Source organism: Edwardsiella tarda ATCC 15947 = NBRC 105688, assembly GCF_003113495.2.
Lineage (GTDB): Bacteria > Pseudomonadota > Gammaproteobacteria > Enterobacterales > Enterobacteriaceae > Edwardsiella > Edwardsiella tarda.
Map to the genome: position 1 here is coordinate 1,986,292 of NZ_CP084506.1, position 22,652 is coordinate 2,008,943.

Annotated in this window: 19 protein-coding genes and 4 tRNA genes; 13 read left to right on the top strand and 10 right to left on the bottom strand. The window is 57.5% G+C overall.

Features of this window, described 5'->3' with window-relative positions:
• The first annotated feature begins 2 nt into the window (after positions 1 to 2).
• Both DCL27_RS09170 and DCL27_RS09175 read left to right on the top strand, forming a co-directional pair.
• On the top strand, positions 3 to 551 hold the full coding sequence (locus DCL27_RS09170) for a metal-dependent hydrolase (protein WP_005285403.1): 549 nt from the start codon (positions 3 to 5) through the stop codon (positions 549 to 551).
• A 419-nt stretch (positions 552 to 970) separates the two neighbouring features.
• Positions 971 to 2,359, top strand: a complete 1,389-nt coding sequence (locus DCL27_RS09175; RefSeq protein WP_005285395.1) for an L-cystine transporter — start codon at positions 971 to 973, stop codon at positions 2,357 to 2,359.
• 70 nt (positions 2,360 to 2,429) lie between these two features.
• On the opposite strand, the gene kdgR is transcribed toward DCL27_RS09175, so the two are convergent.
• Entirely contained in the window at positions 2,430 to 3,218 is a 789-nt protein-coding gene (gene kdgR / locus DCL27_RS09180) for a DNA-binding transcriptional regulator KdgR (protein WP_005285393.1), read from the bottom strand.
• 203 nt (positions 3,219 to 3,421) lie between these two features.
• Between kdgR and DCL27_RS09185 the strand changes: the two genes are divergently transcribed.
• Positions 3,422 to 4,810: an MFS transporter gene (locus tag DCL27_RS09185; protein WP_035599976.1), complete on the top strand. Its 1,389-nt coding sequence runs from the start codon at positions 3,422 to 3,424 to the stop codon at positions 4,808 to 4,810.
• An 8-nt stretch (positions 4,811 to 4,818) separates the two neighbouring features.
• On the opposite strand, the gene DCL27_RS09190 is transcribed toward DCL27_RS09185, so the two are convergent.
• A complete protein-coding gene (locus DCL27_RS09190; protein WP_035599979.1) occupies positions 4,819 to 5,454 on the bottom strand; it encodes a riboflavin synthase in 636 nt (211 codons plus the stop codon).
• A gap of 259 nt (positions 5,455 to 5,713) precedes the next feature.
• On the opposite strand from DCL27_RS09190, the gene DCL27_RS09195 reads away from it, so the two are divergent.
• From DCL27_RS09195 to DCL27_RS09215, 5 genes are all read left to right on the top strand, one after another.
• Complete coding sequence (locus DCL27_RS09195; protein WP_005285385.1) at positions 5,714 to 7,087, top strand: MATE family efflux transporter; 1,374 nt, start codon at positions 5,714 to 5,716, stop codon at positions 7,085 to 7,087.
• Positions 7,088 to 7,256: 169 nt separating this feature from the next.
• A tRNA-Val gene (locus tag DCL27_RS09200) sits at positions 7,257 to 7,333 on the top strand.
• A gap of 21 nt (positions 7,334 to 7,354) precedes the next feature.
• Positions 7,355 to 7,431 (top strand) — tRNA-Val (locus DCL27_RS09205).
• Positions 7,432 to 7,452: 21 nt separating this feature from the next.
• Positions 7,453 to 7,529 (top strand) — tRNA-Val (locus DCL27_RS09210).
• A 21-nt stretch (positions 7,530 to 7,550) separates the two neighbouring features.
• Positions 7,551 to 7,627: transfer RNA gene (locus tag DCL27_RS09215), tRNA-Val, on the top strand.
• Between the two features lie 201 nt (positions 7,628 to 7,828).
• On the opposite strand, the gene DCL27_RS09220 is transcribed toward DCL27_RS09215, so the two are convergent.
• On the bottom strand, positions 7,829 to 8,206 hold the full coding sequence (locus tag DCL27_RS09220) for a YgiW/YdeI family stress tolerance OB fold protein (RefSeq protein WP_005285383.1): 378 nt from the start codon (positions 8,204 to 8,206) through the stop codon (positions 7,829 to 7,831).
• 752 nt (positions 8,207 to 8,958) lie between these two features.
• Between DCL27_RS09220 and DCL27_RS09225 the strand changes: the two genes are divergently transcribed.
• A complete protein-coding gene (locus tag DCL27_RS09225; RefSeq protein ID WP_035600452.1) occupies positions 8,959 to 10,548 on the top strand; it encodes an EAL domain-containing protein in 1,590 nt (529 codons plus the stop codon).
• Here the strand turns inward: DCL27_RS09225 and DCL27_RS09230 are convergent.
• Entirely contained in the window at positions 10,545 to 12,107 is a 1,563-nt protein-coding gene (locus DCL27_RS09230) for a TerC family protein (RefSeq protein WP_005285376.1), read from the bottom strand. The genes DCL27_RS09225 and DCL27_RS09230 overlap by 4 nt on opposite strands.
• A 5-nt stretch (positions 12,108 to 12,112) precedes the next feature.
• A complete protein-coding gene (locus tag DCL27_RS09235) occupies positions 12,113 to 12,304 on the bottom strand; it encodes a hypothetical protein (protein ID WP_035600454.1) in 192 nt (63 codons plus the stop codon).
• A 441-nt stretch (positions 12,305 to 12,745) separates the two neighbouring features.
• Here DCL27_RS09235 and manX point away from each other — a divergent pair, with 441 nt between their 5' ends.
• The 4 genes from manX (at position 12,746) to DCL27_RS09255 (ending at position 15,974) form a co-directional block, all read left to right on the top strand.
• Positions 12,746 to 13,711 (top strand): PTS mannose transporter subunit IIAB, encoded by a 966-nt coding sequence (gene manX / locus DCL27_RS09240; RefSeq protein WP_035600456.1) that lies wholly within the window; start codon positions 12,746 to 12,748, stop codon positions 13,709 to 13,711.
• 56 nt (positions 13,712 to 13,767) lie between these two features.
• A complete protein-coding gene (locus DCL27_RS09245; protein WP_005285364.1) occupies positions 13,768 to 14,568 on the top strand; it encodes a PTS mannose/fructose/sorbose transporter subunit IIC in 801 nt (266 codons plus the stop codon).
• Between the two features lie 17 nt (positions 14,569 to 14,585).
• The gene (locus DCL27_RS09250; RefSeq protein WP_005285361.1) at positions 14,586 to 15,449 is read left to right on the top strand and encodes a PTS mannose transporter subunit IID; all 864 of its coding nucleotides are present in this window, start codon (positions 14,586 to 14,588) and stop codon (positions 15,447 to 15,449) included.
• Positions 15,450 to 15,512: 63 nt separating this feature from the next.
• A complete protein-coding gene (locus DCL27_RS09255) occupies positions 15,513 to 15,974 on the top strand; it encodes a DUF986 family protein (RefSeq protein ID WP_005285356.1) in 462 nt (153 codons plus the stop codon).
• A gap of 355 nt (positions 15,975 to 16,329) precedes the next feature.
• Here the strand turns inward: DCL27_RS09255 and rlmA are convergent, their stop codons facing one another.
• From rlmA to topA, 5 genes are all read right to left on the bottom strand, one after another.
• Positions 16,330 to 17,193 (bottom strand): 23S rRNA (guanine(745)-N(1))-methyltransferase, encoded by an 864-nt coding sequence (gene rlmA / locus DCL27_RS09260; RefSeq protein WP_109691524.1) that lies wholly within the window; start codon positions 17,191 to 17,193, stop codon positions 16,330 to 16,332.
• A gap of 208 nt (positions 17,194 to 17,401) precedes the next feature.
• Positions 17,402 to 17,611 carry a transcription antiterminator/RNA stability regulator CspE gene (gene cspE / locus DCL27_RS09265; protein WP_004094893.1) on the bottom strand — a complete coding sequence of 70 codons (210 nt, stop codon included), beginning with the start codon at positions 17,609 to 17,611 and terminating at the stop codon, positions 17,402 to 17,404.
• A 41-nt stretch (positions 17,612 to 17,652) separates the two neighbouring features.
• On the bottom strand, positions 17,653 to 17,769 hold the full coding sequence (locus DCL27_RS09270) for a DUF2627 domain-containing protein (RefSeq protein ID WP_071523920.1): 117 nt from the start codon (positions 17,767 to 17,769) through the stop codon (positions 17,653 to 17,655).
• Between the two features lie 764 nt (positions 17,770 to 18,533).
• Positions 18,534 to 19,508 (bottom strand): HTH-type transcriptional regulator CysB, encoded by a 975-nt coding sequence (cysB, locus tag DCL27_RS09275; RefSeq protein WP_228594423.1) that lies wholly within the window; start codon positions 19,506 to 19,508, stop codon positions 18,534 to 18,536.
• A gap of 209 nt (positions 19,509 to 19,717) precedes the next feature.
• Positions 19,718 to 22,318, bottom strand: coding sequence for a type I DNA topoisomerase (gene topA, locus DCL27_RS09280; RefSeq protein ID WP_005285326.1), 2,601 nt, complete (start codon positions 22,316 to 22,318; stop codon positions 19,718 to 19,720).
• Between the last annotated feature and the right edge of the window lie 334 nt (positions 22,319 to 22,652).

The following is a 22,652-nucleotide window of genomic DNA, read 5'->3' on the forward strand; positions in this document are numbered from 1 at the left end:
TCATGACGGCGGAAGGCCATCTCCTCTTCTCGGTAGCCTGCATCATCCTGGCGAAGAAGGCCGAGGTGACGCCGGTACTGGCGCACGGTGACTGGTGGCATATGATCCCCGGTGCGTTGCTGACCAGCCTGTTACCGGACATCGATCACCCGCGCTCCTTACTCGGTCAGCGGCTACGCTGGATCTCGGTGCCTATCGCCCGCGCCTTTGGCCATCGTGGTTTTACCCATAGTCTGCTGGCCATCGGGGGGGCGCTCTATCTGCTCAACCACGAATGGCCCAGTACCACCTGGGGGATCCCCGCCGATGCCCTCCAGGCGATGATCATCGGTTACCTCAGCCACCTGCTGGCCGACATGTTGACGCCCGCCGGGGTCCCCTTGCTCTGGCCAATCCGTTGGCGCTTTCGTCTGCCGCTACTGGTCACTCGCCAGGGCAATCAGCTAGAGCGTGTACTCTGCCTGGCCTTGGTCGGCTTCTCCCTCTACTGGCAAGGCAATCTGATGCCGCTGATGACCTTGATCCAGCACTATACTGGCCACTACTGGTAACCCTCACGCCCTATCCTCACCACACGTTTTAAGCCGCCTTGCCTCTCCGAGACGAACGGGGCGGCCTGCCAAGCCGATGATAGCGGCCGTCGTCGGCAATCTGCTGACTGCTGCGGACTGTCCGTTGCGTGCACCCTGCATGCTGCCATCGCCCCACCCTGGAGCCCGATCCAGTACGGCACGTCCTAGCGCCGACTCGCGGCGCGATCCCCCGGCGGCCAAGCGAGCACACTACGGGTAACGCGCGCTGACTCACACTCTGCTGGCTGAATTTGCGACAATCTCGCTCTTATCGTTATATTTAATTCCATTTCGTTCTAAAACGGGCAGCGGGAGTACTGATAATCTGTCGCCCAGAATGTCGATCGAATGATCGGCCATAACAATGACAACGGCATCTTGGTTGAGAGGACTTTGGGATGAACCTACCGCTTATCGGTAATATCGTGGCGTTTGTCGCGCTACTACTGCTACTGGCGCGCGCGCGCCATACTCATTGGAGCCTGGCGAAGAAAGTCTTGGCCGGTCTGCTACTCGGCGTCCTGTTTGGTCTGGTGCTGCAACTGATCTACGGTGCCGACCATCCGGTGCTCAAGCACTCTATCGCCTGGTTCAATATCGTCGGCAACGGTTACGTCCAACTGCTGCAAATGATCGTCATGCCGCTGGTCTTCGTCTCGATCCTCAGCGCCGTGGTCAAACTGCATAATGCCGCCTCCCTGGGCAAGATCAGCCTGTTAGCGATCGGCACCCTGCTGTTCACCACCCTGATCGCCGCACTGGTCGGTGTCGCCGTCACCGATCTGTTCGGCCTCACCGCCGACGGCTTAGTGCAGGGCAGTCAGGAGAGCGCGCGCCTGCAGATGATCGAAGGCAGTTACGCCGGTAAGGTCGCCGATCTCAGCGTGCCGCAGCTCATCCTCTCCTTCATTCCGAAGAATCCGTTCGCCGAATTAACCGGCGCCAGCCCGACGTCGATCATCAGCGTGGTGATCTTCGCCGCCATCCTCGGCAGCGCGGCGTTGCAGTTACTGAAAGATGATGGCGAACGTGGACCTCGTGTGCTGCAGGGCATCGATACTCTGCAGGCGTTGGTGATGAAGTTAGTACGCCAGGTGATGAAGTTAACGCCTTACGGGGTGTTCGCGCTGATGACCAAGGTGGTCGCCAGCTCGAATATTCACGACATTATTAAGTTGGGCGGGTTCGTCGTCGCCTCCTACCTCGGTCTGGCGATCATGTTTGTGGTGCATGCCCTGATCCTGTCGCTGGTCGGCATCAATCCGCTGCGCTTCTTCCGCAAGGTGTGGCCGGTGCTGACCTTCGCCTTCACCAGTCGCTCCAGCGCCGCCAGCATTCCGCTGAATGTCGAGGCGCAGACGCGCCGCATCGGCATCCCCGAGTCGATCGCCAGCTTCTCCGCCTCCTTCGGCGCCACCATCGGTCAGAACGGTTGTGCCGGCCTCTACCCGGCGATGCTGGCGGTCATGGTCGCGCCGACCGTCGGCATCAACCCCTTCGATCCGATCTGGATCGCGACCCTGGTCGGCGTGGTGACCGTCAGCTCGGCCGGGGTTGCCGGCGTCGGCGGCGGCGCCACCTTCGCCGCGCTGATCGTGCTACCGGCAATGGGACTCCCGGTTACCCTGGTCGCGCTCCTGATCTCTGTGGAACCGTTAATCGACATGGGGCGGACCGCCCTCAATGTGAACGGCGCGATGACTGCCGGTGCGGTCACCAGCCAGCTGCTGCGTCAGACCGATCGCCAGGTATTCGACGCCGACCAAGACGCCGAACTGCAACACTAACCCGCTTAGCGCTACACGCAACGACAACGGGGGCCACTCGGCCCCCGTCTGCATCAAGACTCACTGCGGATCAGAACGGATAACTGTGGCAGCCCATCTGCTCGGAAATGCGGCGCGCCGCCCGGTGCAACATGGCCACATACTCCTGCTTGGCCTCCTCGGAAAAACGTAAGGTCGGGAAAGAGATGCTCAGTCCGGCCACCACGACGCCAAAACGATCAAAGACCGGCACGGCGATGCAACGCAATCCCTCTTCCTGCTCTTCATTATCCTCACCGTAGCCCTGGGCATGCACCTGTGCCAGCGCCTGCTTCAGCTCGGCCACACTGCCGATAGTGTGTGTGGTACTGCGCGTAAAGACGATCTGCTGGCAAATCTCATCGACTTCCGCCGCGTCGCGCCAGGCCAGTAAGACCTTGCCGATGGCGGTACTGTGCAGCGGATTGCGGCGCCCGATACGGGAGTACATGCGCAGGTTGTACATCGAGTCGATCTTATGGATATAAACGATACCATCCTCATCCAGCGCCCCCAGATGAATGGTCTCGCGCGTCAAACGCGATAGCTCACGCATCTCCACATCCGCCAGACGGATCAGGTCAACATTTTGCAGCGCATGGGCGCCGAGCTCGAACAGCTTCAAGGTCAGGGTATACTTCTCCGTCTCGCTATCCTGAGCCACATAACCCAGCGACTTCATGGTCTGCAAGAAGCGGTAGACGGTACTCTTGGACATCAACACCCGCTGCGAGAGCTCGGTGATACCGATCTCCCGCTCTTCACTCAACGCTTGCAGAATGCCAAAGACTTTCAGGACAGAGGAAACGGCATCGGGCTGTTTATCGATTTCTAGTGTCATAGGGTCAGCTCAACCTTATCAAAAAAAACGAACCTGTGTTTCATTATAGTCGGAACAGGAGGGGAATGACAGCCATCAACCCACCGACAATGCAGGCGCTACGGCAAGATAAGATGATTGCCAGCACGCTGATTTACGTGCAAAGTGATAACGGTCACAACTAATCACGCATGCTAATACGTTACGCGTGTTGATAAGGAGTCATGGTGGCGATCAGTCCCCCCCACAGCCTCGATGGTCTGCCCTTACGCCAGCGCTATGGCGCCATGCTGGCCATCGCCTTAGGCATCGCCATCGCCGTACTCGACGGCGCCATCGCTAACGTGGCCTTGCCGAGTATCGCCCATGATCTGCGCGCCAGCCCGGCCGATGCCATCTGGATCGTCAATGCCTATCAACTGGCGGTGACCATCTCGCTGCTGTCGCTGGCGGCGATCGGGGAACGCATCGGTTACCGACGCATCTTCCTCGCGGGCTGTCTGCTGTTCAGTCTCACCTCGCTGACCTGCGCCCTCTCCGACTCGTTGCTGACCCTGACCCTATCGCGGGTGTTACAAGGCTTCGCCGCCGCGGCCTTGATGAGCGTCAACACCGCGCTGATCCGCCTGATCTACCCGGCAAGCCAACTGGGACGGGGCATGGGGCTCAACGCCCTCGTGGTCGCAGTCTCCTCCGCCGCCGGCCCGACCATCGCCGCCGCCGTGCTGTCATTGGGTGACTGGCCGTGGCTATTCGCCATCAACATCCCCTTTGGCCTACTGGCCTATCTGATCGGGCGAGGCAGCCTACCGGCCAATCCCGCGACCCCCACTCATGCGCCTTTCGATCGTCTGAGTGCATTGCTCAACGCGTTGACGTTCGGTTTACTGCTGTCGCTGATCAGCGGCGTAGCGCAACGCCAATCACCTAGCGTACTCTGGCTGGAGGGCGTCGCATTGCTGATCTGCGCGACGCTACTGATCCGACGTGAGCGCCAACAGCCACAGCCATTGCTGCCGATCGATCTGATGCGCATCCCGGTGTTCGCCCTGTCCATCGCCACCTCCATCTGTTCGTTCTGCGCCCAGATGCTGGCCCTGGTTTCGCTGCCCTTCTTCCTGCAACGCACCCTCGGCTACGGTGAGGTTGCGACCGGACTGCTCCTCACCCCTTGGCCGCTGGCGACCATGATCGTTGCGCCAATCGCTGGCCGCCTGGTCGAGCGCGTCAACACCGGCGTACTCGGTGGCCTGGGTATGGCGCTGACCGGTGTCGGCCTCTTGTCCCTGGCCTGGCTGCCGACGCAGCCGGATGATGTCGCGCTCATCTGGCGCATGGCGCTCTGCGGTGCCGGCTTCGGCCTATTCCAATCGCCCAATAACCACACCATGATCGCCTCGGCGCCGCGTCAACGTAGCGGCGGTGCCAGCGGCATGCTGGGCACCGCGCGGCTATTCGGCCAAACGTTAGGGGCCGCCTTGGTCGCCCTGATGTTTAACTGGTTAGGTGACGATCACGGCACACACGGCGCCCTACTCCTGGGCGCGGCCTGTGCCCTCGCCGCCGCCGCCGTCAGCCTGCTGCGCACCCCGGGCATCGCCCAGTCACGCTGAGGAGAGGGTTACACCGCCGGTCCACCCTCCGCGATGGCGCGACTGGCTAACACACGCTCGACGGTATCAACCACCGCCTGAGTCTGCGGATCGATCTCGATATTCACCCAGTCACCCAGGCGCTTGGCGCCCAACGTGGTACGTTGCAACGTCTCTGGGATCAGATGAACGCAGAAGCGATTCTTGCTCACCTCGCCGAGCGTCAGGCTGATGCCATCGATACCGATGAAGCCCTTATGCAGCACATACTTCATCATCTCGCTGTCGTTGACGCGGAACCAGATCTGGCGGTTGTGCTCGGAACTGAGGATCTTGACGATCTCCGCCATGCCCATCACATGGCCAGACATCAGATGGCCACCGATTTCATCGTTAAACTTGGCCGCCCGCTCCAGGTTGACGCGATCGCCCACCTGCAATCCGCCCAGGTTGGTGACGCGTAGCGTCTCCTTCATCAGGTCGAAACTGATACGGTCACCCTCGATCCCGGTGACGGTCAGGCAGACGCCGTTATTCGCCACCGATGCGCCCAACGCTAATCCGGCCAACATCTCCGGCGGCAGCTGTACCACATGGGTACGAAAATTGGGTTTTTCATCGATCGCCAACACCGAGCCGGTGCCCTGAACAATTCCGGTAAACATAATGCCTTCCTCTATTCGCTATTCCGTCTAGGATTAATGCTGATGAGTGTGCCCTAAATTATTCGTAAACCAAAGCATTACGCCGTAAAAGCCCGCCATATGCGGCTCAGCAGTAACATTCCATCGCAATCAGTTTCCATCTAGCGGGCAAGTCGGTAGAATAGTGCGTTCGTCCCCCCTCTATGTGGCTTCATTCACGGTGTGCCGTGGGGATAGGTGCATCCCTCTTTCGTCTGACAACAATCACAAAGGTGTATCCGTGCAGAAGTATTGGCGCGAAGCGCGTAGTTTATTGGCCCTGGCTATCCCCGTCATCATCGCTCAGATTGCCCAAACGGCGATGGGGGTTGTCGATACCGTCATGGCCGGTAGCGTCAGTGCCACCGATATGGCGGCGGTGGCGGTAGGGACCTCGATTTGGCTGCCCACCATTCTGTTCGGTCACGGCTTATTGCTGGCGCTGACCCCCGTCATCGCACAACTGAACGGAGCCGGCAAGCGTGCCAACATTCCGCATCAGGTGACGCAGGGATTCTGGCTCGTCGCCGGCCTCTCCGTGCTGATCATCGTCGTGCTGTATAACGCCGGGTATATCATCGACATGATGGATAATATCGATCCGCTGCTGGCCGAGAAAGCCATCGGCTATCTGCATGCCATTATGTGGGGGGCGCCGGGGTATCTCTGCTTTCAGGTATTGCGCGGATTGTGTGAGGGGTTGTCGAAGACCAAGCCGGGGATGGTCATCGGCTTTATCGGCTTGTTAGTCAATATTCCGATCAACTACATCTTCATCTACGGTAAGTTCGGCGCCCCCGCCTTGGGTGGCGTCGGTTGCGGCGTGGCGACCGCCAGCGTCTACTGGATCATGTATCTGCTGATGCGCAGCTATGTTACCCGCGCCCCTTCACTGAAAGATGTACGCCAGGTACGGCGGTTCGAGCCTGCGGACTGGGCGACGCTGCGTCGGCTGATCGCCATCGGTATGCCGATCGCCCTGGCACTGTTCTTCGAGGTCACCCTCTTCGCCGTGGTCGCCCTGCTGGTGTCGCCACTGGGTATCGTCGCGGTCGCCGGCCATCAGATCGCGCTCAACTTCAGTTCGTTGATGTTTGTGCTGCCGATGTCGCTGGGGGTGGCCGCCACGATCCGCGTCGGCTATCGCCTCGGGCAGGGGTCGACGGACGATGCCCGGGTCTCCGCCCGTACCGCCATCGCTGTCGGCATGGCGATGGCGTGCTGTACCGCGATCTTCACCATCGTGCTACGCGAACCCATCGCCCTGCTGTACAACGACGATGCCGCGGTGCTCGCCATGGCCACCCACCTGATGTTGCTGGCGGCGCTCTACCAAATCTCCGACTCGGTACAGGTGATCGGCAGTGGCGTGCTGCGTGGCTATAAGGATACCCGCTCGATCTTCTTCATCACCTTTATCGCCTATTGGCTGTTAGGGTTGCCGATCGGCTACCTCTTGGCCTTGACCGATCTGATCGGGCCAGCCATGGGGCCCAGTGGCTTCTGGATTGGCTTCATCATCGGCCTGACGTCGGCGGCGATCATGATGGCGCTACGAATTCGCTGGCTGCAACGCCAGCCAAAGAGCTGGATCTTGCAGCGCGCCGCCCACTAATCGGGATGCGATGACGGAAGCGGTGGCCCAGGCTGCCGCTTTTTTCATAAGGCTGCACACTCTGCCAGCAATCGCGTGAATTTCTGGGAAAAAGTGATAATTCCCCCTTGCCAGTCCGGCGATGTGCCGCTAATATTCGTCCCCGTCGTCAGCCACGACGACACCGGATGCGTCCGTAGCTCAGTTGGTTAGAGCACCACCTTGACATGGTGGGGGTCGGTAGTTCGAGTCTACTCGGACGCACCATCACAACAGGTTGTATTCAGTGCGTCCGTAGCTCAGTTGGTTAGAGCACCACCTTGACATGGTGGGGGTCGGTAGTTCGAGTCTACTCGGACGCACCATCGCAACAGGCTGTATTCAGTGCGTCCGTAGCTCAGTTGGTTAGAGCACCACCTTGACATGGTGGGGGTCGGTAGTTCGAGTCTACTCGGACGCACCATCACAACAGGCTGTACTCAGTGCGTCCGTAGCTCAGTTGGTTAGAGCACCACCTTGACATGGTGGGGGTCGGTAGTTCGAGTCTACTCGGACGCACCATCTCTCTTTCCCCGAAAGCTATTTCACGACTTGCGCCACGCATTTCCTATCGCGATAAAAACCATCCGTTTCCCTTGAGAACCGACGCACGCCTCCCTGCCCTAGGCCACAGCGATAGCCTTGATGGCTCCCCTGCGTTCGCGCGCCATGCGTCATCCTGCGCGCAAGTGGCGGCCGGAGATGCCCGGCCACCTGACGCCTTTAATCGAGGCGAATAGCGACGGTATATAACTTCACGCCATCGAACTCCTTGATGATACGCCCTTGTACGCTGACGCGTTGCTGCGGCGTGATCACTCGCCCTGCCCAGGCGCTATTTGGAACGATCAGCGTCATCTCGCCACTCTCATCACGGAAACGATAATCTTCACCGCCCAATGCCTGTACGATATGCCCGCGCAGCAAGACCATCTGCCCCTCATCGATCACGCTGGCTTTCTCGACCTGGCTGACCGTCATCACCGTCTGCTGATGCGGGCCATCGAAACCGCCCCCCAATGAGGTCTGCGGTGGCGTGCTGCACGCCGCCAACCCGATTACCGATAGCGCCAGGATCACACCCTTGAGCGAGTTGTTCATCTTACCACTCCTTATCCATGCGGTATGGGGCCTGTCGGCCAGGCGATGGCCGCAGACCATTTTGATATCTACTTGTTTATCCAGATCATTATAGTCACAGTAAGCGATCGCCTCACCTTAGGCAACCTCTGCACGCGGAAAAGACTCGCTCGCGGCTCGTGGCTCGTCGCTCCCGGTTACGTTACGGCGATTCCTAAACGAAGATCGTATATGCAAGGCGGCACGAGAACAGGCGGCATTAAGCTTTATCCTAATTCCCGCTTCAGCGCGGTCAATCGTGCGGCGCAATAAGAAAAATCGCGTATGCTGACAGTGGTCGGAGATCTTTTCCGCTACCGCTAGGTTATTCTCTTTCTTAAGGATTAAGAGCCTATCCTAGTCGGGCGTATCGTGTTGCTGCCAGTTTGGACACGGACAGTGCGCAACAACCGGAGCGTACTCGCAATACGTGAGGATTATTCGCTTCGCTCACCCTTCGGGCCGCCCTGAAGGGCGTGCAAAACTTGGTTAAGTTTTGTGTGAGCACTACCCAGGGCCAACATGGCAAATAAAATAGCCTAATGGGATAGGCGCTAAGGCTAATGATTACCACGCATATCGACATCGTCGAATGTAGCCTAGGTAGCGCAGCGGAAAAAAGAAGCGACTAAAGATCAACGCATCGGGCCGTAACATGTGCCGCAGCCTGCTAACAGGCACACACGTGTACTCTCCCACCATCGCGAGCAGAAAAAATAAGAAAGGGCACCCTGATGCATAACTCCACCTGGGTGGGTAAACACTATCGCTTATATCACTTGTTATTCGCTATCCTCGTTGGCGCCTTGGTGGGGATGGGCTCGCTCGCGGTACGCTATCAGCAAGAGCTCGGGACCATACGCCAGGCTCGACACGAGATGGCCAATATGGCGATCGCTCAACTCGATGCCCAGCTCGCTCACGCCGAACGTGTCAGCCAAAACAGTCTGGCCTGGCGTGATCAAAACTGTGACATCATCAGCCCCTTACTGAGTAGTATGGCGATCCATCTCGAAACTATCCGGGCGGTGCTATTAGTCAAGCACGGCATGATCACCTGCTCTAATCTGCTGCATCAACCCTTCACCTCGCTGTATGCCGTCTATCCCGAGCTGCAAATGGCTAAGCGAACCCTGGTCTTGCGGCCAGCGCGGTTGTTTAACCGCGGCATCCCGGTATTGCTGTTCTGGTTGCCCATAGCGCAAGAGCCGGACAGTGGCATCGTACATATTTTCAATATCGCCACCCTCTCCTCATTTATCTTGGCGCCGCATACCCCTGATGTCGACTATATGGCGCTGAATGTCGCTGGGCATACCTTGCGCTTCCAGGATCGACGGATATTGCCTTACCCAGTACCGCAGGGCGACTCACCACAGTTGGAGTTACACTCGAAGAACTATCCGTTCTCCATCAGCCTGTTCGCCCCCCCTCCCCGCGTCCTGGCGTTACAGCGTCTGCCACAACATCTCCCCTTGGCGCTGCTGTTATTCCTACTGTCGGCGGGATTAGTCTATCTGGCCGCGGCCAACCGGATGAGCCTGGCTTACCCCCTCACTCAGGCCATACAACGGCGCGAACTCCAGCTCTACTGCCAACCGATCATTCGCGCCCAGAGCGGCTGTTGCGAAGGCGTCGAAATCTTGCTGCGCTGGTACAACCCTCGCCACGGCTGGACCTCACCCGAGGTCTTCATTCCCCTCGCCGAGCAAAACGGATTGATCATTCCGCTGACCCGTTACCTGCTCACGATGCTCGCGGCACAGCGCCATCTGTTTCCCGCCAATGAAAACTTCTATCTCAGCATCAACGTCGCGCCAGAGCATGTCGCTCAGGGGCTCCTGGCGCAAGATATTCAACGGCTATGGCTCAGCGTTAACCCTCAGCAACGCCTCATGGTCGAGTTAACCGAACGCACCCCGCTGCCGTGCCAAGATTATCAACAGCGAGAACGGCTACGAGAACTGGGAGTTTGGTTGGCACTGGATGACTTCGGCACCGGACACGGATCATTAAGCTATCTGCAAGATCTGCAACCCGACATGCTGAAGATCGATCGCTCCTTCTGCACGACTATCGGCAGTGACGCCATCAACGCCACCGTACTGGATTCGCTGATCGATCTGGCCCACCAGCTGCATTTACATCTGGTGGTCGAGGGGATCGAGGATGAGCACCAGGTTGACTACCTGCGTAAGAAGGGGGTGTACGCCATGCAAGGATTCTTGTTCGCCCGCCCGATGCCGTTGAGTGAATTCCCGCGCTGGCTCGCGCAGCACGGGCAATGTCATGTCGAGGAGACACCTACTCCATGTCAGGCTTAAGCCTCCGGCAATGGCGTCGGATCCTCGGGGATACGCTCGACCTGTACCTTCTCGATACGATACTCCTCCACCTCGACCACGGTGAAGCGCAGCCCATCTCGCGTCAAGGCGGCGCCAACCGCGGGCATCCGATCGAAGTGCGCCAGCAGCAGCCCCGCCAATGAGGCATACTGCGTACCGCTGCCCAACACCAGGCCGTGTACACCCAATGTCTGCTCCAAGGTGTGGAGATCGGTACTGCCCTTGACCAACCAACCGCTCTCGTTGGTGACAATATCCGGGGTCTCATCTTCATCGGGGAACTCGCCGGCGATGGCCTCCAACACATCCAGAGGGGTGACCAGACCCTGCACCTCACCGAACTCATCGCTGACCATCACCAGCCGCCCCTTCGCCTGGCGTAACACATCCAGCACGTTGATGACATCCAGGCTCTCCAACACCACGATGGGGGTATGCTGCGCGGCGAACTCCGCGAGCGGAACGCCCTGCTTCAGCGCCATCAGTAAATCCTTGGCACGCACCACACCCAACAATTGATCCAGACTGCCCTCACATACCGGGAACAGACTATGCGGGGTCTCTAGCAGCTGGCGGCGAATGTCATCGGCCGACTGACGGCAGTCGATCCACGAGATCTCATTGCGTGGCGTCATGATGGTTCGCAAGGAGCGCGAGGCCAGGGTCAACACGCCACTGATCATATAGCGCTCCTCGGCGGCGAAGGCGCCCGCCTCGCCGGGCGTTAAGATCCCTTCATTCGCGCTCTCCGGCGCCACGCCGCGTTCGCCCCCCATCAGACGCATGATGGCCTCTGCGGTACGCTGACGCATCGGTTTATGCTGTTGATGACGCAGATAGTTGCGCCGGGCGATCTGGTTGAATAGCTCGATCAGGATCGAGAAGCCAATCGCGGCATACAGATACCCTTTCGGGATATGCAGGCCGAAGCCTTCTGCCATCAGGCTCAAACCGATCATCAACAAGAAACTGAGGCACAGGACGACCACGGTCGGATGGGCGTTAACAAACCGGGTCAGCGCCTTGGAGGCCAACAGCATGATCGCCATGGCAATCACCACCGCCACCATCATCACCGCCAGATGGTCGACCATGCCGACGGCTGTAATCACCGCATCCAGCGAGAAGACCGCGTCCAGAATCACAATCTGTACCACCACCGACCAGAAGCTGGCATACCCCTTCTGACTCACCGCATGCACCCGTCCCTCGAGGCGTTCATGCAGCTCCATCGTGGCCTTAAACAGCAGGAAAAGCCCGCCCAGCAACAGGATCAGGTCGCGCCCGGAAAAAGAGAACATGGCGATGCTAAACAGCGGCCGGGTCAGCGTGACCATCCACGAAATCAGCGACAACAAGCCCAGGCGCATGATCAAGGCCAAGCCGAGCCCGATGAGGCGCGCCTTGTCTCGCTGGTGCGGTGGCACCTTCTCCGCCAGGATGGCGACGAAGACCAGGTTGTCGATACCCAAGACGATTTCCAGCACCACCAGCGTCAGTAGGCCGGCCCAGATAGATGGGTCGAGTAACAGTTCCATGGCGTTTACTCCGCTAAGCCGACGCGGCTAGCGCGCAGATCCGACGCCAGGATGGCAATGCACTGACGGTGAGGCAACGCAGACAGCACAACGCGCAGGGAATCCTCCAGCAGGCTGGCGCACGGCGAGAAACGGCAGGAATGAGAAACGATCGGGAAAGATAACGGGACGGTGAAACGGCGTCGGTGACGATCCATAGGTTGGGTTTAACCCAATACTCCTTCTTTTAAATAGGTGCGCTACTGTAACAAGAAACACGCCGTCATTCTACGGGTAGCGCGGTAACATTTTATCGTTATCGTGCACAAAATCGTAAAAGTCGGCGCACAAAAAAGCGCCATGCGCGCTACATTTATTCACGGTATGTACTAATAACCGATGGACGTCACATAAAAATTTTTTTTACTGACTAAAATAAATCCTGCTGAAACCGATTGCAGACAACGCCTGAATCGATTCATAAATTTAATTGATTGATTTGTAAGGCACGATCACTATGTCGGCAAGATCAAAGAAATTTCAGCGGGCAGTGACTCAACATGGATGTTTCGTTAAACAGTTCGTATCTTTAATTGCATACGGTGCGTCGGGTTTATTTCGCGGCGTGAAAGTATCAAGGAAAGCAGAGGAGGTAGCGAGTGAGTATTGCTATTATGATCGGTACTCACGGGGCCGCGGCGGAGCAGCTGTTAAAGACCGCCGAAATGTTGTTGGGCGAACAGAGTAATGTTGGCTTTATCGACTTCGTGCCCGGTGAGAATGCCGAAACATTGATCGAAAAGTACAGTCAGAAACTGGCACAGATGGATACCAGCGCAGGGGTCATCTTCCTGGTAGACACCTGGGGCGGCAGCCCGTTTAACGCCGCTAGCCGGATCGTACTGGACAAAGAGCACTATGAAGTGATCACCGGCGTCAACGTGCCGATGTTGGTCGAGACCTTTATGGCGCGCGACGATAACCCCGCTTTTGATGAGCTCGTTGCCATCGCCCTGGAGACCGGGCGCGAAGGTGTGCGTGCCCTACGTGCGAAAGAGGAAGCCCCAGCCGCCAGCGCCGCGAAACCGGCCGCACCGGCAGCGGTAGCTCCCGCCAAGCCAATGAATCCCGAAGATCACATGACCATTGGTCTGGCGCGTATCGACGATCGCCTGATTCACGGTCAGGTCGCCACCCGCTGGACCAAGGAAACCGGGGTTTCACGCATCATCGTCGTCAGCGATGAAGTCGCCCAGGACCACGTTCGCTCTACCCTGCTCAAGCAGGTGGCTCCTCCGGGCGTCACCGCCCACGTCGTGGATGTCGCTAAGATGATCCGCGTTTACAACAACCCGAAATACGCGAACGATCGCGTGATGCTGCTGTTTACCAACCCGACCGATGTCGAGCGTCTGGTCGAGGGTGGCGTCAAGATCACCTCGGTGAACATCGGTGGTATGGCATTCCGCCAGGGGAAAACCCAGGTCAACAATGCCGTCTCCGTCGATGAAACGGATATCGACGCCTTCAAGAAGCTGGATGCCCGCGGTATCGAGCTAGAGGTGCGTAAGGTGTCCAACGATCCGCGTCTGAAGATGATGGACCTCATTAGTAAAATGAACTGATATGCCGCAAGGCATTGATTTAACTAACTCAGCTCTTTGGTAAAAGGAGAAGTACAATGGAGATTACCACTCTTCAGATTGTGCTGATATTTATCGTGGCATGTATTGCGGGGATGGGCTCTATCCTCGATGAGTTTCAGTTCCACCGTCCGCTGATCGCCTGTACCCTGATCGGTATCGTACTCGGCGACATGAAAACCGGTATCATCATCGGGGGTACCCTGGAGATGATCGCCCTGGGTTGGATGAACATCGGTGCCGCCGTGGCCCCGGATGCCGCCCTGGCCTCCATCATCTCCACCATCCTGGTCATCGCCGGTGGGCAAAGCATCGGTGCCGGTATCGCCCTGGCGATTCCACTGGCCGCGGCCGGTCAGGTATTGACCATCATCGTGCGTACCATCACCGTGGGCTTCCAGCACGCGGCTGACGGGGCGGCGGAACGTGGTGATCTGCGCGCTATCTCGTTCCTGCACTGCTCTGCCCTGCTGTTGCAAGCGATGCGTATCGCCATTCCGGCGGTCATCGTCGCCGTCTCCGTGGGCACCGATGCCGTTCACTCTATGTTGAGCGCCATTCCTGAGGTGGTCACCACCGGTCTGGGTATCGCGGGCGGTATGATCGTCGTTGTCGGTTACGCCATGGTCATCAACATGATGCGTGCCGGCTACCTGATGCCGTTCTTCTACCTGGGCTTCGTTACCGCGGCATTCACCAACTTCAACCTGGTTGCACTGGGTGTGTTGGGTCTGGTCATGGCCATCCTGTATATCCAGCTCAGCCCGAAATACAACAAGGCGCAGGTGGTACAGTCCGCTGCCAACGGCAATAACGATCTCGACAACGAACTGGACTAAGAGAGAAGGTGAGAAAAATGGTTGATACGACTTCATCTGTAACCCCGTCTCAGGGTGAGAAGAGGCTGACCGCTGGCGATATCCGCGGTGTATTCCTGCGCTCTAACCTTTTCCAAGGTTCATGGAACTTCGAACGTATGCAGGCGCTGGGTTTCTGTTTCTCCATGGTGCCGGTGATCCGTCGCCTGTATCCGGAGAACAGCGAAGAACGCCGCCAGGCAATCCGCCGCCATCTGGAGTTCTTTAACACCCAACCGTTCGTCGCGGCGCCGGTTCTCGGCGTGACCATGGCGATGGAAGAGGAACGTGCTAACGGCGCCCCGATCGACGATGCCGCGATCAACGGTATCAAGGTCGGTCTGATGGGGCCGCTGGCCGGCGTCGGTGACCCGATCTTCTGGGGTACCGTCCGTCCGGTGTTCGCCGCCCTCGGTGCCGGTATCGCAATGACCGGTAGCCTGCTGGGCCCGATCCTGTTCTTCGTGCTGTTTAACCTGGTACGTCTGCTGGTTCGTTACTACGGCGTCGCCTACGGCTATAAGAAAGGGGTCGATATCGTTTCCGATATGGGCGGCGGCTTCCTGCAGAAACTGACGGAAGGGGCGTCCATCCTCGGCCTGTTTGTCATGGGGGCCTTGGTCAACAAGTGGACCCACGTCAACATTCCGTTGGTGGTCTCTAAGGTGACCAACCAAGAGGGCCACACCACCGTCACCACGGTCCAGAATATCCTGGATCAGTTGATGCCGGGTCTGGTGCCGCTGCTGCTGACCTTTGGCTGTATGTGGCTGCTGCGCCGCAAGGTGAACGCCTTGTGGATCATCGTGGGCTTCTTCTTCATCGGTATCTTTGGTTACTGGATCGGCTTGCTCGGTCAGTAATCTCCCCACACCGGACGGCTTCGGCCGTCCGGTGTCGTTTTATCCCTACCTGCGGAGTTGTTCATGTCTTTAACCGATATCGCCCTGTTGGTCTTTATCGTGCTGTTCCTGCTCTACGCCGTCTACGATGAGGCGATCATGCCGCGCCAACGTGGTGCCACGCTGTTGCGTGTTAACCTAAAGCGGCGCAACAAAGCCGACAGCTTTATCTTTATCGGTCTGTTAGCCATCCTGGCCTACCGTAACATCAGCGATCAGGGCGACCCCTTTACCACCTGGCTGTTGGCCACGCTGATCATCGTCTCGATCTATATTTTCTATCTGCGCTGGCCCAAGCTGCTGTTTAAAGCGCAGGGATTCTATTACGGCAACGTGTTTATCGACTATGCGCGCATCCGCGGCATGAATCTGTCTGAAGACGGTATTCTGGTGATCGAGTTGGAAAAACGCCGCTTGCTGATCCAGGTCGCCAAACTCGACGCCCTGGATGATATCTACAAGTTTATGCTGGAGCATCAGCAGTAATAACCCCTGACGCGGGAGCCGTAGCACGCTCCCTCGCCTCGTCATGCACGACTCACGGCGGATTGCACACCGTCATATCCCACGCCTACCGCCGCTCTCGCCGCTCAACGCCCTCCCCCGGTAGGCCAGCCTCATCCACCACAACTCGACCGTCTACCGGCCGTGGAGGCGAGGATGGCGCGTCGCACACTGCTCGGTGGCGGTGGACATCACCCGGGGGGATGGCCGCAATGTGTTGAGCGCCCCAGCCCCCGCGACGGCGCACGAGGGAGAGGCATGGCACGGTTCGCCTGAGCAACACGGCAAGCGCCAAGCCAGATTGCCCACCGAGCGGCACGGGAGGAGCGTGAGCGCTTTAGGCGCGCGTATCCGCCCTCGCCTGGTCGACGGGAGCCGCATCGCTCTTCTCCGGCGCCGCATCGCGTCGGTAGACCCGGATTAAGAAATCCGTTTCACACATCAATGCGCTACGCGCGCGTAACGCCTCTGAGACGCCTGGTGCCGCTCGCCAAGCAAAGGGGGTCATCTGCAGCAGATCGGCGGCCTGCGCGCCGCTGAGGCTCATCTCATAGGCTAAGCGCTGGCTCGCCACCGGCGTGAATCCCGCTAACAACTCCTCTTTCTGTTCGTGCAGGTGTACCTGAGGGTAGACCAACTCCTTCAACTGGTAGAGGTGGCGTGCCGCAGGCGTCACCGTCACCAGACAACCGCCGGCAGCGACAACGCGCGCTAATTCGGCTGCATTACAGGGCGCGTAGATGCGTACCACACCGCCCATGCTGGCATCGGCGAACGGCAGACGCTGGCTAGAGGCGACGCAAAAGCGTACTGCGGGATAGTGACGGGCCGCATAACGGATAGCGACCTTCGCGATATCCAAGCCATAGACCTGCGCCTGTGCCGCCTCACACCAACTGGCGGTGTAATAGCCCTCACCACAGCCGATATCCAGCACATTACAGCCTGGTGCCGGAAGATAACGCGCCAGGGCCGCCTGGACGGCGTCACGCAGCGGTTGGTAGTGCCCCGCCTGTAAGAAGGCGCTACGCGCTTGCATCATTGCACTGCTGTCGCCCGGTTGCCGCGAATGCTTGAACTGTACCGGCATCAGATTGACATAGCCCTCTTTAGCGCAGTCGAAACGATGATTGTTGGCACAACTCCACTGGCGCCCGTCCAGACGCAACGCGGAGTGACATAGGGGACATTGGTACGGCATGCTGTTTACTCTTTTAACGGGGGAGAGGACGCCGGCGGCCATTGGGCGGCGACATCGCGGATGCGGGTATTATCCTGGTCGGCGACGCTGGGTGCAAGCCGAGCCAAGGAGCTTGAGGTCGATGCGAAACTTGAGGTCGATTAGGGAGATCGTATCGCTAGCCATAAAAAAACCCGCCGGCGGCGGGTTTTCTAACCACTAACGTAGCTTAGATAGCAGTTACGTTAACAGCAGACGGGCCTTTCTGGCCATCCTGGATTTCGAACTCTACGTGCTGACCTTCAGCCAGAGTTTTGAAACCATTGCCTTGGATTGCAGAGAAGTGAACGAACACGTCCTTGCTGCCGTCAGCCGGGGTGATGAAACCGAAACCCTTCGCTTCGTTGAACCACTTCACTTGACCTTTGATCTTAGCCATCTTACGTATTTCCTTACTATTGATTAAACCGCCCGTAGGCGTTACACAGACAAACTAGAGTCGTTACTGCTTGAGGCACTAAGATAAGGTTCGGCAGAGAAGTAGTAATCAACGCAAACGTTTTTACTGGGAACTTCTTTACTGAAAATGCCACACATAGACAGAACTGTACCTCGCTTTACTCGAATGCGTTATCACACACTCTCTATTCAATGGCAAGCCATTTTTATGCAGTGATCGACATGTCGCACAGAAATAAAACGGTCGGCGGAAAATTGGCCATGTTTATGCTGAAATAAGTTGCCATGAACAGTGTTTTCTGCTGTCTCGATGACGTTCACTTTTCCAGCATCTCCCTGCCATTCTCCTCTGACTCTCATGCGTTCCTTTTTACGCTATTCTGGCCCATTCGTCATCCTCTTCTCGGCGAAAAACAGCAAATAATAAGTTTGAAATGCGATGCGTTATACATTTTTCACTTATTTTTCCAGCCGGCCTCATCAGAACGAAGTGAGATTAATCATAGTACAAATTGCTTTTTTAACCTTTATTCAAGAACAGTGCCAAATAGCATCGTAAAAGCGATAGAGAGGAGCACCGTACTGAACAGTACAGTGAGTAAATCATGATAATATATTGATAATTCTATTTATAATCACTTACCGATTATTAACAGAATAATGATTTGAAAAAATAATCATCGGAATCATCGTCACCGAACACCGATTATTTATATCCCGCAGGAAAAATGATACATCAGCATTCAGCTGCTTTATATGACCTATTTAATACCAGCGCACCGCCCTCACCGCCGTAATATCACGATGCCGTCGCCGCCATCGCGCCGAATGCCAAGCGGCGCCGCCAGGGTATATGGCGCGGCGCCTCACGGATCCATAAAAATAGCCGCGACTGATTCAAACTATTTAATCGGTAGGACAATATCTTGAAACATCGCCTCAATCTCTTCATTGCTACGTAACGCTAATGCCGCGTCGACCACCTCGCGCGTCAGATGCGGCGCAAAACGGGCGATAAAGTCATACATGTAGCTACGCAGGAAGGTACTGCGGCGAAACCCGAGCTTGGTGGTACTAAAGCCGAACAGATGGCTGGCATCGAGCGCCACCAGATCGGCATCAACCTGTGGGTCGAGCGCCATCTTGGCGATCACGCCCACCCCAAGCCCCAGGCGGACATAAGTCTTGATCACATCGGCATCTGTCGCGGTGAAGACGATATGTGGCGTTAACCCGGCCTGATTAAAGGCCCGATCCAGCGTCGAGCGCCCGGTAAAACCAAAGGTGTAAGTCACCAGCGGGTATTCCGCCAATGCCTCGATGCTCACCTGGCCGCATCCAGCCAATGGATGATCGGGGCGCACGACCAACGCACGATTCCAGTGATAGCAGGGCAACATCACCAGATCGGCATACAGATGCAGCGCCTCGGTGGCGATGGCGAAATCCGCATTCCCCTTACTGACCGCCTCGGCGATCTGACTGGGTGAGCCCTGATGCATATGCAGCGACACCCGCGGGTAACGTTGGATAAAGTCCTGGATCACCGCGGGCAAGGCATAACGCGCCTGAGTGTGGGTGGTCGCCACATACAGCGAGCCTTGATCGGGATAGGTATGTTCTCCCGCCACCGCCTTGATGGCATCAACCTTGGACAACACCTCGCGGGCGATGCGAATGATCTCTTGTCCCGCCGGCGTCACCTGCGTCAGGTGCTTACCGCTGCGCGAGAAGATCTGGACCCCCAGTTCATCCTCCAGCATGCGAACCTGCTTGCTGATGCCGGGCTGCGAGGTATATAGCCCCTCGGCGGTAGAGGATACGTTAAGGTTGTGGTTAACAACTTCAACAATATAACGAAGCTGCTGCAATTTCATAGCCGGTGCCATCCTAAGTGTGCGTTGGTTAGTGCGATGCATGGACACTAACGCTAAAAAACCACGAAATGGTTTTATATCACTACTATATCATTATGTTACTAAACGTATAAGCGGATAACCGGTTCTCTCCTCCAGCACGCACCCACACACCTAGACAAAAAATGCCGGCCCAAGGCCGGCATCATAATGCATTCAGTCGGTACGATTTACTTCTTCTCGCTCTCGACCCACTTGCCATCGACGAAGAAGGCGCTCCAACCGGTAGCCTTGCCCTCTTTCTCGCTGGAGACATACTGTTGCTTAGTCTTACGACTAAAGCGCACCAGCGTCGGATTGCCGTGTTCATCCTGCTGCGGCGCATCGGCCAGATAGCGCAGTTTCTCCGGCAGGCGATCGCGGAAACGGAACAGCTCCGCCACTAACGGCGCGCGGGTCTCGCGCGATTTAGGGAAGGTATTGGCGGCCAGGAATACCCCGGCGGCACCATCGCGTAATACGAAGTAGGCGTCGGACTTCTCGCACGCCAGCTCCGGCAACGGCACCGGATCCTCCTTCGGCGGCGCCACCTCACCGTTACGCAGGATCTTGCGGGTATTCTTACAGGCTTCGTTGGTGCAACCCATATACTTACCGAAACGCCCCATCTTCAGGTGCATCTCGGCCCCGCACTTATCGCACTCCACCACCGGGCCATCATACCCTTTGATGCGGAACTCGCCCTCTTCCACCTCGTAACCGTCACACGCCGGGTTATTACCGCAGACATGCAACTTACGATGGTTATCGATCAGATAGCTGTCCATCGCCGTGCCACACTTCGGACAACGCCGCTTAGCGCGTAGCGCATTGGTCTCGGCGTCCTCGCCCTCTAGCACGTTGAGGACTTCGGCCTCGGGGATCAGATTGATGGTGGTCTTGCAACGCTCCTTCGGCGGCAGCGCATAACCGGAGCAGCCGAGGAATACCCCGGTGCTGGCGGTACGGATCCCCATCGCACGCTCGCAGGTCGGGCAGGCGATGCTGGTTAATACCATCGGATTGGGGCGCATTCCCCCCTCTTCCGGCGTCTTCTCCGCGACCTCAAGCTGCTGGCTGAAGTCACTAAAGAAACCATCGAGCACGCCGCGCCAGTCGGCCTGGGCATTGGCAACCCGATCCAAGCCATCTTCCATGTGGGCGGTGAAGTCGTAACTCATCAATTCGCGGAAGTTCTCTTCCAGGCGATCGGTGACGATCTCCCCCATCTTCTCGGCGTAAAAACGACGATTATCGGTGCGCACATAGCCGCGATCCTGAATGGTGGAGATGATGGCGGCATAGGTCGACGGGCGACCGATGCCACGCTTCTCCAACTCGCGCACCAACGAGGCCTCGCTGAATCGAGCCGGCGGCTTGGTAAAGTGTTGGCTGGGTTGCAGCTGCAACAGGTCGAGTGCCCGCCCGCTCTCCACCGCTGGCAGCGTCCGATCCTCGTCGCCCTTACGCAGCTGCGGCAACACCCGTGTCCAACCGTCGAAGCGCAGGGTACGCCCACGCGCCTTCAGGGTGTAATCCGCCGCCTGTACGGTAATGGTGCTGGCATCATATTTGGCCGGCGTCATCTGGCAGGCCACGAACTGACGCCAGATCAGTTGGTACAGTTTCAGCGCGTCGTCTTCCATCCCCTTAAGGTCGTCGGCGGAGACCTTCACATCGGATGGACGGATCGCCTCGTGCGCCTCCTGCGAGTTATCCTTGCTGGCATAGACGTTAGCCTGCGCGGGCAGATACTCGGCACCGAAGTTGTCGCCGATATAGGCGCGCACCATATTCAGGGCGTCCTGGCTCAGGTTGGTCGAGTCGGTACGCATATAGGTGATGTAGCCCGCTTCATACAGACGCTGTGCCATCATCATGGTCTTCTTCACCCCGAAGCCCAAACGCGTACTGGCGGCTTGTTGTAGCGTCGAGGTGATAAAGGGGGCCGATGGCTTGCTGCTGGTCGGTTTATCTTCCCGTTCACGCACCACGAAACGGGCATGTTCCAACGCGCTAACGGCCGCCTGGCTCTGTTGCGCATTGACCGGTTTAAACGGTTTATCGTTGCAGTGGGTCACTTGAGCCTGGAAGTTCGTCTCGGCACCGACGGCGAGATCGGCGCGTAACTCCCAATACTCTTCCGGCACAAACGCCTTAATCTCCCGCTCCCGCTCAACGATCAACCGCACAGCCACCGACTGTACACGCCCCGCAGAGAGGCCGCGCGCGACCTTCTTCCACAGCAGCGGCGACACCATATAACCGACCACGCGATCCATAAAACGGCGCGCCTGCTGGGCGTTGACGCGATCGATATTCAGTTCGCCAGGATGGCTAAAGGCTTGCTGGATAGCGTTCTTGGTAATTTCGTTAAACACCACGCGGCTATAGCGCCCATCATCGCCGCCGATCACCTCACGCAGATGCCAGGCGATGGCCTCCCCTTCGCGGTCCAAGTCGGTTGCCAGATAGATGTGGTCAGCTTTTTCGGCCAGAGACTTTAGCTCCGCGACCACCTTCTCTTTGCCCGGCAGAATTTCGTAATGCGCCTGCCAGTCGTGATAAGGGTCGACCCCCATGCGATTGACCAGCGCATCGCGCTCGTTCTTCTTGACCTTGGTCTTGGTTTTGTCGTCGGTCGAGGCAGCGCCCTTCTTACTGGCTGAGCCACTGGTCGGCAAATCGCGGATATGACCGACGCTGGACTTCACCACGTAGTCATTGCCGAGATACTTATTTATGGTTTTGGCCTTTGCCGGGGACTCAACTATAACGAGAGCTTTACCCATAATTCTCTTTACCTGAATGCATCCTTCTGTTGCCAGAAGCCTTTAATTCGCCATTAAACCGGCACTGTATAGAATTCTTTTTTATATTGCGACAGGCACAGCAGAGATCAAGACTCACCGTCCTAAACGCCTCATCGTTGTGCAGACACAGCTCAATTCGCTGATCTAGCGCAATATTTCGCTTACGCCCTCCGCGGCACAGCAAGCGATGCGCGCAGAGTGTAAACAAGAGATTCCGTCAGAATCAAGAAGTGCCTCACTCTACCCGATCGTCAGCGCCACGCAACCTAATTAGCACGCTCCGCACATTTTTACCAATTTTCCCCCATCCTAT